10 protein-coding genes are annotated in these 16021 nt (G+C 41.7%); 6 read left to right on the forward strand and 4 right to left on the reverse strand.

Features of this window, described 5'->3' with window-relative positions:
• Positions 1-634: 634 nt before the first annotated feature.
• The 3 genes from L6494_RS16935 (at position 635) to L6494_RS16945 (ending at position 5227) form a co-directional block, all read left to right on the forward strand.
• Positions 635-2347 (forward strand): diflavin flavoprotein, encoded by a 1713-nt coding sequence (locus L6494_RS16935; protein ID WP_237996068.1) that lies wholly within the window; start codon positions 635-637, stop codon positions 2345-2347.
• A gap of 239 nt (positions 2348-2586) precedes the next feature.
• Complete coding sequence (locus tag L6494_RS16940) at positions 2587-3150, forward strand: Uma2 family endonuclease (protein WP_237988874.1); 564 nt, start codon at positions 2587-2589, stop codon at positions 3148-3150.
• A 394-nt stretch (positions 3151-3544) separates the two neighbouring features.
• Positions 3545-5227, forward strand: a complete 1683-nt coding sequence (locus L6494_RS16945) for a choice-of-anchor I family protein (RefSeq protein WP_237988875.1) — start codon at positions 3545-3547, stop codon at positions 5225-5227.
• Between the two features lie 104 nt (positions 5228-5331).
• Here L6494_RS16945 and L6494_RS16950 read toward each other — a convergent pair whose 3' ends face one another.
• Complete coding sequence (locus L6494_RS16950) at positions 5332-5871, reverse strand: phycobiliprotein lyase (protein ID WP_237988876.1); 540 nt, start codon at positions 5869-5871, stop codon at positions 5332-5334.
• A gap of 548 nt (positions 5872-6419) precedes the next feature.
• Here L6494_RS16950 and L6494_RS16955 point away from each other — a divergent pair.
• Both L6494_RS16955 and L6494_RS16960 read left to right on the forward strand, forming a co-directional pair.
• Positions 6420-7787 carry an efflux RND transporter periplasmic adaptor subunit gene (locus L6494_RS16955; protein WP_237988877.1) on the forward strand — a complete coding sequence of 456 codons (1368 nt, stop codon included), beginning with the start codon at positions 6420-6422 and terminating at the stop codon, positions 7785-7787.
• Positions 7788-7972: 185 nt separating this feature from the next.
• Positions 7973-11209 carry an efflux RND transporter permease subunit gene (locus L6494_RS16960; protein WP_237988878.1) on the forward strand — a complete coding sequence of 1079 codons (3237 nt, stop codon included), beginning with the start codon at positions 7973-7975 and terminating at the stop codon, positions 11207-11209.
• A gap of 186 nt (positions 11210-11395) precedes the next feature.
• On the opposite strand, the gene L6494_RS16965 is transcribed toward L6494_RS16960, so the two are convergent.
• The gene (locus tag L6494_RS16965; RefSeq protein WP_237988879.1) at positions 11396-12220 is read right to left on the reverse strand and encodes a sterol desaturase family protein; all 825 of its coding nucleotides are present in this window, start codon (positions 12218-12220) and stop codon (positions 11396-11398) included.
• Positions 12221-12273: 53 nt separating this feature from the next.
• Positions 12274-13857, reverse strand: coding sequence for a mechanosensitive ion channel family protein (locus L6494_RS16970; RefSeq protein WP_237988880.1), 1584 nt, complete (start codon positions 13855-13857; stop codon positions 12274-12276).
• Between the two features lie 147 nt (positions 13858-14004).
• On the opposite strand from L6494_RS16970, the gene L6494_RS16975 reads away from it, so the two are divergent.
• The gene (locus L6494_RS16975) at positions 14005-14562 is read left to right on the forward strand and encodes a 3'-5' exoribonuclease domain-containing protein (RefSeq protein WP_237988881.1); all 558 of its coding nucleotides are present in this window, start codon (positions 14005-14007) and stop codon (positions 14560-14562) included.
• A gap of 26 nt (positions 14563-14588) precedes the next feature.
• On the opposite strand, the gene L6494_RS16980 is transcribed toward L6494_RS16975, so the two are convergent.
• Positions 14589-15914 carry a hypothetical protein gene (locus L6494_RS16980; RefSeq protein WP_237988882.1) on the reverse strand — a complete coding sequence of 442 codons (1326 nt, stop codon included), beginning with the start codon at positions 15912-15914 and terminating at the stop codon, positions 14589-14591.
• Between the last annotated feature and the right edge of the window lie 107 nt (positions 15915-16021).

Below are 16021 nucleotides of genomic sequence, written 5' to 3' on the forward strand. Positions count from 1 at the left end.
CCCTGCAAGGCTACTGTGTACACACAAGTCTTTTAGAGTTAGTCGATACATTCACAATGTCAAGCAATACATTCACAATGTCAAGCAATACATTCACAATGTCAAGCAATACATTCACAATGTCAAGCAATACATTCACAATGTCAAGCAATACATTCACAATGTCAAGCGATACATTCACAATGTCAAGCAATACATTCACAATGTCAAGCAATACATTCACAATGTCAATGCAGCAACTTATGTGTACACAGTAGCCTGCAATTGTAGAGACTTTGCATATAACGTCTCTACTTTGATTCTTGCTCCCCTTCCCTTGTAGGGAAGGGGTTGGGGGTTAGGTCTAAGAAAAAGTTGCTCAAGGCGTGATATTACCATTAGTTTTCGCCCACTCCATAATGATTGCGTCTTTTTCACAAGGGTTGCCAATGCTCTCTCAAATCCAAACTCAGATATTTAGAATTACTAAACCGTTATCCTATTCATAATAAACGCTGAAAATCTAATCAAACAAACTAAGCTTTAATGATAAATAGCTATTCATTTACTACAGTTGTGGACTCTGCCTACACTATGGCAATGATTTAAATCCAGTGATGAATTTATCAAAAAATACTAAAACAAGTGAATTATGATGCCACAAACTAAACCCCGCGACATTCAAGTCATGCCCATTGGCACTGATACTATAATTGTGCGATCGCGTAGTTGGACAAGATTAAGATTTGAAATTGAATATGCTCTCGCCAAGGGTACAACTGCTAATTCTTATGTAATTCAAGGTGATAAAGTTGCACTGATTGACCCCCCAGGAGAAACCTTCACGCAAATTTACCTGGAAGCTTTACAGCAAAGGATTGATGTCAAAACCATTGATTATGTCATTCTTGGTCACGTTAACCCCAATCGTGCCACCACATTAAAAGCATTGCTGGAACTCGCACCACAAATTACTTTCGTTTGTTCCAATCCAGGGGCAATTAATTTGCGGGGTGCGTTAGAAAATCAGGAATTGCCAATTCTCGTCATGCGGGGGGATGAAAACCTAGATTTAGGCAAAGGTCATGATTTGCAATTTATCCCCATACCCAACCCCCGTTATGCAGATGCACTCTGCACCTACGACCCCGAAACAGAAATTCTCTATTCAGATAAATTATTTGCAGCGCATATTTGCGGTGATCAAGTATTTGATGAAGGTTGGCAATCTATCAACGAAGACCGCCGCTATTATTTCGATTGTGTGATTGCACCCCACGCTAAACAAGTAGAAACAGCACTAGATAAACTCGCTGATTTACCTGTGCGGATGTACGCCACCGGACACGGGCCGATAGTCCGTTACGGTTTAATTGAACTTACCCACGCCTATAGAGAATGGATTCAACAGCAAGCCTCGGCTGACTTGACAGTAGCATTGATTTATGCTTCAGCTTATGGAAATACAGCAACATTAGCTCAGGCGATCGCACGGGGAATTACTAAAGCGGGTGTGGCAGTAGAATCAATTAACTGCGAATTTACCGAACCAGAAGAAATCCGGGCGGCTGTGGAAAATTCGGCTGGTTTTGTCATTGGTTCGCCTACCCTTGGCGGCCATGCACCTACACCAGTGCAAACAGCGTTAGGAATTGTCTTATCCACCGCCACTAACAATAAACTTGCGGGTGTGTTTGGTTCATTTGGTTGGAGTGGGGAAGCAGTTGATTTAATTGAAAGCAAACTCAAAGATGCTGGTTATCGGTTTGGTTTTGATGCTATTCGCGTGAAATTCAAACCCAACGATGCAACTTTGCAATTGTGTGAAGAAGCCGGAACTGACTTTGCTCAAACCCTGAAGAAAGCTAAAAAAGTTCGTGCATCCAGCCAACCCGCCACCAACGTAGAACAAGCCGTGGGGCGAATTGTCGGTTCTTTATGTGTTGTCACCGCCAAACAAGGGGATATTTCCAGCGCGATGTTAGCCTCTTGGGTAGCGCAAGCTAGCTTTAATCCTCCTGGTTTAACTATTGCTGTTGCTAAAGATAGAGCAGTGGAAAGCCTAACACACTCAGGTGATAAATTTGTCCTTAACATACTCAAAGAAGGCAATCACTTGGGATTGATGAAACAGTTCCTCAAACCCTTTAGCCCCGCACAAGACCGATTTGCTGATGTCGCCACTGAAGAAGCGGAAAACGGCAGTCCTATACTTAAGGATGCTTTAGCATACTTGGAATGTTCAGTACAAAACCGCCTGGAATCAAGCGATCATTGGTTGGTTTATGCGACTGTCGAGAATGGCAAAGTGCTAAATCAAGATGGCGTGACGGCTGTACATCACCGGAAATCAGGGAATCATTATTAATTGTTGATTGTGCCAATTTTATATACCTCTTGCAAAAGTCTGAAAATGAGATGTGTCATTCTGAATGAAATGTATAATCTCTGAGATGTTTCGCTTCGCTCAACATGACAGCTTCAGCATTTATGCAAGAGGTCTTATGATTAGAGAGTGGTTGCAAGGCGAGTATTCCATCAGCACAGATATCAATCAGCTAATCTAATCGCACTTCCAATCCCAGGCTTTTGGGAAGGAGCAGTTAAATGGATACTGTTGTAATAAATTTAGAGCCAGCAGTTCGCCTCACTGATGAGCAGTTTTATCAAATCTGCATGGCGAATCGGGATTTAAGCCTAGAACTGAATGCCCAAGGAGAACTGATTATTGTGCCACCAGTAGGCGGAGAAAGTGGAAGTCATGAAGCTAGGCTAATTACTGATTTAGAAATTTGGAATCGCCAAACAAAATTAGGAGTAGTTTTCAGTTCCTCGACAATATTCCGGCTACCGAACGGAGCAAAACGATCGCCTGATGCAGCTTGGATAAAATTGTCACGATGGGAAGCACTTACTATTGAGGAACGGGAAAAATTTCCGCCATTAGTGCCAGATTTTTTAATTGAACTGAGATCAAAGAGCGATCGCCTTAAGTCTCTCCAAGATAAGATGCAGGAATATATTGAGAATGGCTTGCGCTTAGGCTGGTTAATTAAACCTCAAGATGGAGAGGTGGAAATTTACCGTCAGGGACAGCTAAAAGAATTAGTGAAAATGCCAAGTCTACTTTTTGGTGAAGATGTTTTACCTGGGTTCGAGTTACAGGTATAGTCAACCTTTTGCTTTATGAGATTTGACAGCCCCAGAATCCCGGTATCAAATACCAGAATCCCGGTATCTTGAAGATACCGGGATTCTTAGAAGCTTTATCTCGCTTAGATAAAGATTAAGTAAAAACACTGTACTTAATCTTTATTTAACCTTTCCTTATGAATTACTTAACTTAAAACAAATAACCTCTCAGATGTACCCGTAGTTCGTGATTCGTCTAACTCCCCATGACGACTTGCGACTAATTTAGTTGACTCGGCAAACATACATGAATTATCCACAAAGCTCTAATTAAGCTTTGTGGGTAAATTTTCATGTGTTTAATCGGCGGTAAGGCAAGAGTTACACCGTGTCTGAAATCAAGAAGTTAAGCGTTTTAAAATTCACTACAATCATGTCTATCAAAAAGCTTATCAGCCTACTAGCTCCATCTGCTATTTTGTTAGGAGCAATGGCAACTCCAGCAGCAGCATTGACGCTCAAACCTATTGGTACTTACAACACAGGTATCTTCGTTGGAGGGGGAGCAGAAATCCCGACTTATGATCCTCTGACTCAAAGACTGTTTGTAACCAATGCAAGCACTAACACTATTGACATCATCAATATTAGTGACCCAACTAAGCCTTCATTATTTAAGACTCTTGATATTACTACCTATGGTGGTGGGGCTAATAGCATCGCCTTCAAGAATGGCTTGTTAGTAGCAGCAGTGGAAGCATCTACCAAGCAAAATAATGGTCAGGCTGTATTTTTTAACGCCAATGGTGATTTCTTAAATTCTGTCACAGTGGGAGCGTTACCTGATATGCTCACCTTTACACCTGATGGAACTCGTGTGTTAGTAGCTAACGAGGGTGAACCAAATAGTTACAATCAAGCCGATAGCGTTGACCCAGAAGGCTCAGTGAGTATTATTAATCTTGCTGATTTTAGTGTAATTAACGCTGGCTTTACCCAATTTAACAGCCAGATTGATCAGCTACGAGCTGCGGGAGTGAGAATCTTTGGCCCTAATGCTACTTTTGCTCAAGATGTAGAACCAGAATATATCACTGTTTCTGAAGATTCTACTAAAGCTTGGGTGGCTTTGCAGGAAAATAATGCGATCGCCATCCTCGACTTGATCAATAATGAGTTTACAGACATTATCCCTTTAGGTTTCAAGGATCATAGCCTACCAGGAAATGGTATTGATGCAAGCGATCGCGATAATGCTATCAACATTGCTAACTGGTCTGTCTGGGGGATGTACCAACCCGATGGTATAGCCTCCTACCAAGTCAACGGTGAAACTTACATTGTCACAGCTAATGAAGGTGATGCTCGTGACTACGATGGTTTTAGTGAAGAAGTGAGAGTGGGTAATAATGCTTATCAACTCGACCCCACCGCTTTCCCTAATGCTGCTGTTTTAAAACAAAATGCAAATCTAGGACGCTTAACAGTCACGACAACTCTTGGTGATGAGGATAGTGATGGTGATTTTGAAAAGATTTACGCTTTTGGTGGTCGTTCCTTCTCAATTTGGAAATCGGATAAAGATACAGGCAAACTTAGCCTAGTCTATGACAGTGGCGACGACTTTGAGCAAATCACCGCCCAATTGTTACCTGACTTCTTTAACTCTAATCATGAAGAGAGCAACTCATTTGATAACCGCAGCGACAACAAAGGCCCAGAACCAGAAGATGTCAAAATAGCCGAAATTAACGGTCGCTTTTACGCCTTCGTTGGATTAGAGCGCGTTGGGGGTGTGATGGTTTATGATATCACCGACCCAATTAAACCTACTTTTGTTGAATACGTTAACAATCGTGATTTCAACGTTAGTCCAACCATAGATGGTAAAACTAATCCCGCAGTGGGAGACTTAGGAGTAGAAGGGCTTCTCTTCATTTCAGCCAAAGATAGCCCCAATGGTAAACCTTTGTTGGTGACAGCCAATGAGGTTAGTGGAACTACAACTATTTTCTCAATTGATGATGGGATAAAATCTGTACCTGAGCCTGGAACTATCTTTGGTTTATTAGCTGCTGCTGCAATGGGTATGCTGAAATTTAAGCGTCAAAACTAAAGCGTAGATTCCTTAGAACCCCGGTTTCTCTAAGAAACCGGGGTTCTAGCCTTTGGCTATATACCAGGGTGAGAACGAGGGCTGTACGCCATCGCAACCACAAATTAATCTATGCGCTTTTCTAAATACTGACCAATCATCAACTGTTCCCCAGCGCGGGAAATAATGGTTTGTCTGGTGCGATATTTACTACCAACTAACTTTAACTCTTCCTCAAAGACTGAACCGTTATACTCTGTCCGCAGACATAGAGTTTTTGGGTTGGGGAAAGAATAATTGGCGGTGACTGGCTTAGATGTAGCAAAACCGCGATCGCGATATAATGTGCTTCCTAAAGCCCCAAATAATGTAGACCCTTGGGACTCCTTGCGATTTTTGAGGGTGTCTGTGCTAGACCAGTTAACTTCAGCACCGCAAATTAACATCACTGCATCATTTAAATCATGTATTTGAGCCAGTTTTTGCAATTCATCACATCCTGGTTCTAAAAATCGGATGGTGATCATACTCTGTATTTCTTTAGTGTCACCGTCTGGAAGAGTATAGTAACGCCTTTCTGAGAGCCACTGACCAACTGATTCTCGGAAAAATTCGATGATTTGGGATTCGTCAGCAGTATGTGCAATTTTTAACGGTGATATCACTCGTAACTGTCCTCACCTAAAAGGAATAAAAATTTGGCTTCATCTATATAATACATGGAGATAAAAGGCAATTATAGTTTAAAATTTTTAATATATTTGGATGAATACCGAGATCCCCAGTAATTGCGCTGGTGTTTTTGCTACTATGAAGATATATGTTTAGTAAAGCTAACTATTTCTATTTCAAACAATCGTGGCGGCAATATCGAAATCTAAATTATTCTCTGATTTAGACTGCCACAGGTACTATATTTTGGGCTATTCCAAATTTTTGGGCTGGAATTGATACCAGTGTTATAGTCAAATCAAATCTCAAATATGTTTTGCCTGTGCATGAACAATGTATTAGTAAAACTAGTTTTGACATTATTTGGTAAACATAGTAAGGTTTGACACAAAAAAGGTTTTCAACACAATTTGTATATTCTCCAGATTTCTCAGCCAGCAAGATATACACGGGTTTGTTTGGTTACAAAAAGCTGTTATCTCAAAAACTTGTTTAAACAAGCTAAATAGATAATTTTGAACTAAAATTACAGCAAAAATCAATGAAGCAACAAACTTACACGCCTATTGGGCAGTTAATTAATACACACTCTAATTGTAGTGTAGAAAATCATACGCAAAAAAGTAGGGTTTCCTATTTCTTATTTATAGCTTGTCTATTCAGCATGGGTATATTAACTGCTAGTTGTGGCTCTTTACCAAAAGAATCAGCGACAGCACAGCCTCAGCAAAATACCAGAGGCGGCGGTGGTCAAGCAACACCAGTAGATGTAGCCATTGCCCGGATAGATAGATTGCAACCACAAATAGAATATACAGGTACAACCACACCATTCCAAATCATATCGTTGCGATCGCAAGCAGAAGGCAGGCTGTTATCTTTAAACTCAGATGTTGGCGATACAGTCAAAAAAGGTCAAACCGTTGGTCGATTAGATGACACCCTACTATTAACAAACTTAAAACAAGCCGAAGCTGAACTAGCAGCCTTGCAATCAGAAGTAGCCAGGGCTAAGACCCAAGTCAGTAACGCCCGTGCAGAAGTAGAAAGAGCGCGACTAGAGTTAGTCCAAGCCCAAGCAGATGCTAACCGCCAACAGAAATTATTCAAAGAAGGGGCAATCTCTGAACAGCTTGCGGAACAAGCAAACACCAAAGCTCAGACAGCAGCCCAAGCACTGCGGGCTACCGAAGAGCAAGTCCGCACCGCACAACAAGCCGTAGCCGCAGCCCAAGGTAGAGTATTCGCCCAAAAAGCAGTATTAGCCCAAGCACAAGAACGCAGATCATACACTCGTTTGACATCTCCCCTCACTGGTGTAGTCACCGAAAAAGTCACAGAGCCAGGAAATCTTTTACAAGCAGGTGGCGAAGCTTTAAAAATTGGTGACTTTAGCCGGATTAAAGTTGTTGTGCAAGTTTCCGAATTAGAATTGAGTCAAATTCAAGTAGGGCAATCTGTACAAGTCCGCTTAGATGCCTTCCCCCAGGAAAAATTAATTGGTAGAGTCACCCGCATTTCTCCCACCGCCGATGCTACAGCCCGCTTAATCCCAGTAGAGGTGGTGATTCCCAACAGTAACAACAATATCGGTAGTGGGTTACTAGCAAGAGTAAATTTTGCCCCCCAAACACCACAGCGAGTAGTGGTGTCACAGACAGCCTTGCAAAAGTCAGCTAAAATCACACCCCCAGGCGAAGTAGAAGAACAGAATGGGAAACTTTATGTAGTGAAAGACTCAGAAGGTAAAACCAAAGTCACAGCGCGCGCTGTCACCCTAGGGAAAAAAGCTGATGGTAAAGTGGAAATTTTATCTGGCTTACAACCAGGCGATCGCTATGTCGTTCGTAGTGGAAAACCTTTAAAAGATGGGGAAACTGTACGTCTTTCAATTCTTTCAGATAAGTGATGAGTGCTGTTAGCGGTAGCGAGGCGTTTAGCCGGTGCTGAGTAATGAGTAATGAGTAATGAGTAATGAGTGGTGAGTGGTGTTAGCGGTAGCGCGGCGTTTAGCCGGTGCTGAGTTTGGTAAAAAATCAGTTTTTTGAATTTTTAATTCCCTCAAAGGGTGTTGAATGGGAGTGACGCGAAGAAATGCAGCAAGTTAATAAAAGTGGTGGATTTAGTATCAGTGCCATATCCATTCGCCAACATATTGGCACACTGATGCTAACCTTAGCAGTAATAGTTTTGGGTATCTTTTTCGTTATTAAACTACCCGTAGACTTATTACCTTCAATTACCTACCCCCGTATTGGTATACGCATACAAGCACCTGGTGTCTCCCCAGAGGTAGCAATTGATGAAGTCACCAAACCTCTAGAAGAAGCTTTTTCTGCTACTGAGGGTGTGATACAAGTTTTTTCTCAAACTCGTGAAGGACAAGTAAGTATAGATTTATACTTCCAACCAGGGGGAAATATTGACCAAGCTTTAAACGATGCCACAGCTGCCTTTAATAGAGCTAGAAGCACTTTACCAGATAGCATTGAATCACCGCGCTTATTTAAAGTAGACCCTTCCCAGTTACCTGTTTACGAATTTGCATTAACTTCCCCATCCTTAACCGGGGTTGATTTGCGGGTATTTGCCGAAGAAGAACTCGCCCGTGAATTAGGTGTTGTCCCTGGAGTCGCCGGGGTAGCTGTGTCAGGAGGTTTGCAAGAAGAGATTAGAGTCAACCTTGATTTAGACCGCTTGCAAGCCTTGGGTATAGGTTTAACTGATGTCCTCGATGATTTGAGAGACCGCAACCAAGACATTTCCGGCGGTAGAATTTTGGGCGCAAATTCTGAACAACTTACCCGGACTGTAGGACGCTTTCAAAATGCGGATGAAATTAAAAACTTATCTTTTGAAGTATCTACCCCAGCAACCAGTACGCAGTCCCCAATCCCCAATCGTCGTGTCTATCTAAGAGACTTTGCCGAAGTTATCGACGGTTCAGAACAGCAAAGGATTTATGTTTCCCTCAACGGTGAACCAGCCGTCAAAGTAAGTATTCAAAAGCAGCCAGATGCAAATACTATCAGTGTAGTTGATGGGGTAAAAACACGTTTAGAACAGTTGCAACAATCTGGTGTCATCGAGGAAGGGACAATCATGACACCTACCTTAGATGAATCAAAGTTTATCCGTAATTCTATCGCCAATGTTACAACATCTGGGCTAATTGGTACAGCACTAGCCGCGATCGCAGTTCTCTTATTTCTTGGTTCTCTAAGGCAAACTTTTATTATCGTCGTTGCCATTCCCTTAGCTACCCTAGCAGCAATTATCTTGATGGGGATCTTTGGCTTAACTCTCAACGTTTTTAGTTTGGGTGGTTTAGCCTTGGGTGTGGGTATTGTCGTAGACAACTCCATCGTCATGTTAGAAAACATTGCCGAAGGTGTCGGGATGACTCCCGGTAAGGATAATCAAAGCCGTTTACGTCCAAAACAATTAATTGCTCAAGCAGAACAAAGTAGCCGAGAAGTAGAATCAGCCTTAATCGCCTCCACTAGCACCAACTTAGTAGCAGTGTTACCGTTCTTGCTCATTGGGGGCTTTATTGCTTTACTATTCAATGAATTAATTCTCACCATTAGCTTTTCGGTCGCTACTTCCATTGTGATTGCAGCTACCGTTGTGCCGATGCTCGCGTCTCGAATGTTAGGATGGCAAGTTTCGAGTTCTTTGAGTGAATTTTGGCTATTGCGGCAGTTTAATCGCAGCTTTGAAGCAGCTACCAGAATGTATGCTGGCTTCTTAAAGATGATATTACGCTGGCGGTTAGTAACGATCGCGATCGCAATTATCCTCTTTGGTGGTGGTAGCTTGTGGATGTCCCCCCAAATTCCCCAACAAATCCTCCCGCGCATCAACACAGGACAAGCCAATTTATTCGCCCAGTTTCCCCCAGGGACACCTCTAGAAACTAACCGCAAAGTTATGAGTGCGGTGGAAGAAATTCTCCGCCAACAACCAGAAACAGAATATGTTTTCTCTACAGCTGGTGGTGCATTATTTGGAACTAGTACCAATGCCAATCCCCTACGCGGTACTAGTAATATTACCCTCAAACCCGGTAGTAATATAGATGCTTACGTTGAAAGAGTCACACAAGCTTTTAACAAGTTAAATTTAGCAGGTATTCGCCTCCGCCTATCCCCAGGTCAGGTAAGAGGTTTAATCCTGAATAACTCCCCTGTCCGCAATGCTGATGTTGACATCATTCTTCAGGGTAATAGTTCACAAGCCTTAGAACAAGCTGGTCGTCAAGTTCTAGCAGCCTTAGAAGAACGTGCCACCCTAACCAGATTCCGCCCCGATGCCGATGATAGACAACCAGAAATTCAAATCCGCCCCGACTGGGAACGAGTTGCAGCTTTAGGACTAACTACCCAAGATATCGGTAACACAATTCAAACAGCCCTGGAAGGTAGCATCCCCACTCAATTACAACGGGACAATCGTTTAGTAGATGTGAGGGTGCAGTTAAATGAATCTTCAGTACAAACACCTTCTCAACTTCAGAGATTACCCTTATTTGTTGATAGTAATCGCCAAGTCCGCTTAAGCGATGTAGCCCAAATTGTCGAAGACCAAGCCCCAGGAGAGATTCAACGCATCAACCAACGCCAAGTTGTCATCTTTGCAGGCAACCTAGCAGAAGAGGCTAGCCTCAGTGATGCCTTAATACAGGTAGAAGCTGTACTAGATAGCCTAGACTTACCAGAAGGTGTCAGCATCTTACCCAGTACAGCCGCCACATCTAATCAAGAACTCCAAAGTTCACTGCAAATTCTAGGCGGATTAGCTACCTTTTTAGTATTTGTAGTCATGGCAGTGCAGTACAATTCCCTCATTGACCCCCTAGCCATTATGTTCACAATTCCCCTAGCCTTAGCTGGTGGTATTTTTGGACTTTACCTGACTCAAACTGCCATTGGTGCAACTGTCATTGTCGGTGCAGTTTTACTCGTGGGAATTGTGGTTAACAACGCTATCATCATGGTTGAATTAGCCAACCAAATCCGTGAACGAGAGCAAATCGATCGCAAAACTGCTATTTTGCAAGCTGCACCGCAAAGATTACGCCCCATTTTAATGACTACCATCACCACTGTTTTAGGTATGTTCCCCTTAGCATTAGGAATTGGGGAAGGGTCAGAATTTCTGCAACCATTGGGTGTAGTTGTGTTTTCTGGTTTATCCTTAGCAACACTCTTGACACTATTTATTATCCCTTGCTTCTATACCCTACTTCACGATTTACTAGGGGGGAGTTGGATCAAGTCAATATCTTTGTGGCTACGTCTATGGAGGAGAAAATTAAATAAAGTGTAATTAGGCACTAAATTCAACAAGATGCAGACCGTGTTTGGGAAGAGATTATTCACAGGCTCAGGGCTGACAAGGAGCGTGGTGAATTTGCTGGAGTCCACGTAGCCCCAAATTCTAGTGCAGACATCCCAGATGATGAAAACATGGGAGTGCGGTTAGTTTTACTCATGAGTAATGAGTCATGACTCATTACTTATTATGATTCCTATGTTCAATAAGACTCACAGGAAACATTATTCCCCGCTTCTTGGTAGGAGGATTTAGTGTATTGAATACTCTGTCCCAAAATCCCTGAATGCCATAATTTCCCTGAAAGCAAGTGTGATGAAGATCATGGAAATCTGATGGAATAAAAAATATTGACAAAGAACTATGACCTTCTAAATTATAAGCATTCCCTATAATGCTCCATGCACAAAGTTGAGTGATGTCGTATCCAAATATAAATATAGGTAAAATGTCTGTGAGCGTAACAATTACATATTCAATAAAACTCTTATGTCCAGCCACAAAACTTGAGGAATCACGAAATTCATGATGTTTAAGATGGATTTTTTGCAAGAACTTCCTGTGTAGTAGCCAATGGGCAACATAAAAACAAAAATCAGCAACTACTATTCTCATCAAAAACCATCCAAAATTGAGGATTAAGCTATTTCCTCTATGAACTTCTGGGGCTAGATATAGAATTATTGATGCTGATATCAAAGCTTTCATTTCTCCTATGATGACACCTTTTACAGTGAAAATGGGAAATGATTGCTTTTTTACTTTCTTAACTCTTACTATCAGTTTATCTCTAAGAGAATCATTAGTTTTGATTACTTTTTCAATGAAAAAACCAATACTATAAAATGAAATAGAACCAACTAGCCAGTACAAAATAACTTGCATTATCAAGTTGGTTTCGGTTTTATTTAAAAACCAGTAAAAAACCTGCTGAACAATCGTGCAGCTAATAGCAATTTTTACGAAAAACTCAAGTTCATAACACAAATTCAAGAAATATTGCATCTATATAACCTCAATATTTATAGAAAATAATGTTTCTGGTTGTGATATAATTTTTACTCTTCACAACTTGCGCTGGAAGGATGAAGTAGAATACTTTCTTCAAGTAAGGTATCCATGAACATTTTGCAAAGAATACGCTGTATATGGAGATGTTTTCCTGGCTTCACTTTTGTCAATGTCCGCAGCAACAAGTTAGATTCACCAAGACTTTCCACTCCATCTATTTGTGTAGATTCGAGGACATCTGAATAATTTGCTTTTAACTCTTGTCCTACTTCCTCAATGACTCTGTAGACATGAGCTAGGTTGGAATTATAAGGTACACCAACTTCCACTACTGCAAATATATACTGTTTGGAGTAATTGGTAATTGAGCCAATATCCCCATTGCGAATAATCTGTAATTGACCATTAGGATGTCTAATGCGGGTGGTTCTTAGTTCAATCGCCTCAACTATACCTTCAACAGTTTTCTCTTCGAGTTTCCCTGCTTCTATATAGTCCCCTACTAAATAGTAGTTTTCAAACAGAATAAAGAAGCCGCAAACTATATCACTAATTAGTGTCTGTGCGCCTAGACCTACAGCTATACCCACAATACCTGCACCAGCCAGTATAGGAGTCGGATCAATGTCGAGGGTATAAAGAATCGAAATTCCCACGCTGAAATAGATTAAATATTGTAATAAACTCCGAAACAGAGGAACAAGCGTTAAACGCCTACTTCTTTGCATTTCAGTCAAATTTTGGTTTTTGAATAGCACCTCTTCAACGAGTAAGTAGACGATTTCAAACAACACACGACTCATAAAGATGATGGCGATGATCTTGATAAGTCGTGGACCAAAAGCAGCCAGGTTGGCTATGAATTGTACTTGCTGGGTGACTAATGTTGCCATACAGACGTAGATGACAAATTCCAGACACCGTTTCAAAAAGGGTATTAGGTGTTGGAGGCGATCGTAGAATCGCAACAGGTTCTCAGGGCTGGAATATCTGATGCTGAGAACATCTAGGGTATCAACGATCGCAGCCACTGCTTTCAAGATAAGCAATCCCACCGCAATAATCAGATAGATTCGCAGGGCGATGTACAGATATTCTGAAACTACACCTGGTAACTTGAGAAACTGAGTACAGGAAATGATTACCCACAGCCAAATTCCACCTTTGATTCTTTGATTGAGGGCGTTAAAGAAAGCATCAATACTTTCATCATCGGCGGTATTTCTTTCTAAGTTCTTAGCGTAAGTGCTAGCTAGCTTCAGTCCATATTTGAGGAATTTCAGTGCGATCGCGGCTACAATGGCCGTACCAATACTCTGAGCAATCCCAATTCCCAATGTGATCCAAAATCCTGATGGGATACGCTGAATTAGAGCGAGTTTATACTGTTGTAGGTTTTCACCGCGATAGATTAGAAAACTATTAGCACCTACAATCAAAATGCACAACACTAAGCAAGTCAGTAACAAAAACCCTGTAATATTGCGACGTAGTATTTTGAGCTTGATATCGTTACTTTTCAGTATTGAAACTTTAATCAATAGCTTAAATAACTTTCCTAAAAGCCATGACAATAGTAAGAAAATAAAGATGCAAATGCCAATTTCAGCCAAGATAATTAATATGTTCATTTCGATATATAAAACTTAATCTGATGGGAAATTTTAACCTGGTAATTTGGATTTTCCTGATTTTAATAGTATAGATTAAACTAGTTAGTGCAATTACTTAAAATTAATTTATAGATGGCTTTAAACGGGCAGGAAAAATAGGTGACAATGGAAATTTACATCAGCACAGATATTGAAGCAGATGGCCCTATCCCTGGGCCGTACTCCATGCTCAGTATTGGCTCGGCAGCTTATACCGCAGATAAACAATTGATCGCAACCTTTACGGCAAACCTGGAAACCTTGCCAGGGTCACAAGGTCATCCCAAAACCATGAAATGGTGGTCAGAACAACCAGAAGCTTGGGAAGCTTGCCGAGTTAACCCACAACCACCAACACAGGTGATGCAGAACTATCACGCTTGGTTACAAGCACTACCCGGTAAACCAATCTTTGTGGCCTATCCAGCTGCTTTCGATTTTATGTTTGTGTATTGGTATTTGATCAACTTTGTGGGAGAGAGTCCCTTTAAGCATTCAGCACTAGACATCCGCTCCTATGCAATGGCATTTCTGCAACGTAATTATGGTGAATCAGGAAAGGAAAACCTCCCAACTGAGTGGTTAGAGGAGATTCCTTTAGCCCATATTGCTCTGGATGATGCCATTCAACAGGGTAAGTTGTTCTGCAATTTGTTGCAGAACAACTTACAGCGTGAACATTAATTTACTGGCTAGCTATGGACATAGTATCAAGATTTAATACTGTCGAGATAAGCCTTAATCGCGGGTAGTGCTGTCATCTTTTCATAGAAGAAATTGTTGACAATATTCATCACCTCTGATTGTGCTGCATCTACCTGTGGTCCGAGGGGAACACCTGCTTCCTGACGACAGATGGAACGGTATAGACGCAGAAGATGGCGGACAATCTCCAATTCCTCTTCCCCTTCCAATACCTTGATGACTGACATAATTAACTCATCAGTCTGATCGAGAATGCTATCGATATCAAAGACGGTACTTTTTTCGGTAGCCTCTTGGACAGTTCGTACCAGTGCATGGACTTGGTAAAGTAATGCAGCTGGTTCGTCAAAGAGTTCGCGCAAAAATGCTGCTTCCTCATACTGTCCATTCAGTCGGAAGATGTTATAGAGGCGTTTAGCTGCTTTGCCATAGTTAGCACCATCTTCCTTAACACATTTCTTCACTTCCTTTTCCAACCGCCCTATATAATCATCCATGACATCGGTGGAGACTTGCTTCACCAGTTTGGAAAAAATGGGGGCAGATTGGGCATCTAGGTAAACCTCTTGAAAATAGCCGTCCAAATAGCCATCTAGGGGCGTAATCGTTCCATCGGGAGCTTCCCAGGTGACATCCAACATATTGCTAGCGTTGGACAATTGACCGCGTACCTGATCAGCAATCACCCAGTCGAGCTTACACCAACCTGGATCGTCAGCGACAGAATCCCAGGTAATGATGACAGGATTTCCTTGAGAGTCGATTGCCTCAATTTGTCCAGCTACAATCTCGTCAGGTAGCCATGCAATTGGTGATCCTTTACTACAAGTGCGATCGCTGCGGGTAACATCTTGGGGATAGCTACCAAATTTCAGTTCAATTAATTGAAAGTTGGGGCCAGACAAGCTGCTGATTCCTTTCTCACGCATAATTCGGGCGAGAATTTGGCAGGCTTCAGTCCGGGTGGGGGCAATAATATTCACCCGCTCGAAATAATCGCAGTCTCCAGGATAAGTTTGTACCTTGGATTGAGCGGCTGAACCAGATAGAGCTAAAGCGGTTTCTACGACACCGGGAACATCATCAAATTCTACAATTCTGCCGATCGCCCGAAACCTTTCCAGGTCTTTTGGATCGAAATCCAACATGGTGACTTTGTGACCAAATACACCAGTTTCTTGATCGATGGTAATATCGCTGTCCCCTGTCGCTTCCGTAATCGACTTCATCCAGCGTTCTAATTCTTGCTCATTGAGTTGAACCCCCAATCTGTTGGCAGATTCAATTACACGCTGGCGTGCATCTGCGGTTTGGTCTGATGTTGTACTCATTTTTATATCCTCTATTTCAGAAATACAAATATCTTGTCAAGGCTTAGTTTCGGTTGTTGAAATTCTGCCATCTAAATATTGTCAAAATCTTTCATTAAACCTCCCAG

The organism is Nostoc sp. UHCC 0870, from assembly GCF_022063185.1.
Classification (GTDB): Bacteria; Cyanobacteriota; Cyanobacteriia; order Cyanobacteriales; family Nostocaceae; genus Trichormus.

What these genes read in the sequence shown, in the direction of transcription:
- L6494_RS16935 (WP_237996068.1), top strand. Translation starts at nt 635, where the DNA reads ATGCCACAAACTAAACCCCGCGACATTCAAGTCATGCCCATTGGCACT.
- L6494_RS16940 (WP_237988874.1), top strand. Translation starts at nt 2,587, where the DNA reads ATGGATACTGTTGTAATAAATTTAGAGCCAGCAGTTCGCCTCACTGAT.
- L6494_RS16945 (WP_237988875.1), top strand. Translation starts at nt 3,545, where the DNA reads ATGTCTATCAAAAAGCTTATCAGCCTACTAGCTCCATCTGCTATTTTG.
- L6494_RS16955 (WP_237988877.1), top strand. Translation starts at nt 6,420, where the DNA reads ATGAAGCAACAAACTTACACGCCTATTGGGCAGTTAATTAATACACAC.
- L6494_RS16960 (WP_237988878.1), top strand. Translation starts at nt 7,973, where the DNA reads ATGCAGCAAGTTAATAAAAGTGGTGGATTTAGTATCAGTGCCATATCC.
- L6494_RS16965 (WP_237988879.1), bottom strand. Translation starts at nt 12,220, where the DNA reads ATGCAATATTTCTTGAATTTGTGTTATGAACTTGAGTTTTTCGTAAAA.
- L6494_RS16970 (WP_237988880.1), bottom strand. Translation starts at nt 13,857, where the DNA reads ATGAACATATTAATTATCTTGGCTGAAATTGGCATTTGCATCTTTATT.
- L6494_RS16975 (WP_237988881.1), top strand. Translation starts at nt 14,005, where the DNA reads ATGGAAATTTACATCAGCACAGATATTGAAGCAGATGGCCCTATCCCT.
- L6494_RS16980 (WP_237988882.1), bottom strand. Translation starts at nt 15,914, where the DNA reads ATGAGTACAACATCAGACCAAACCGCAGATGCACGCCAGCGTGTAATT.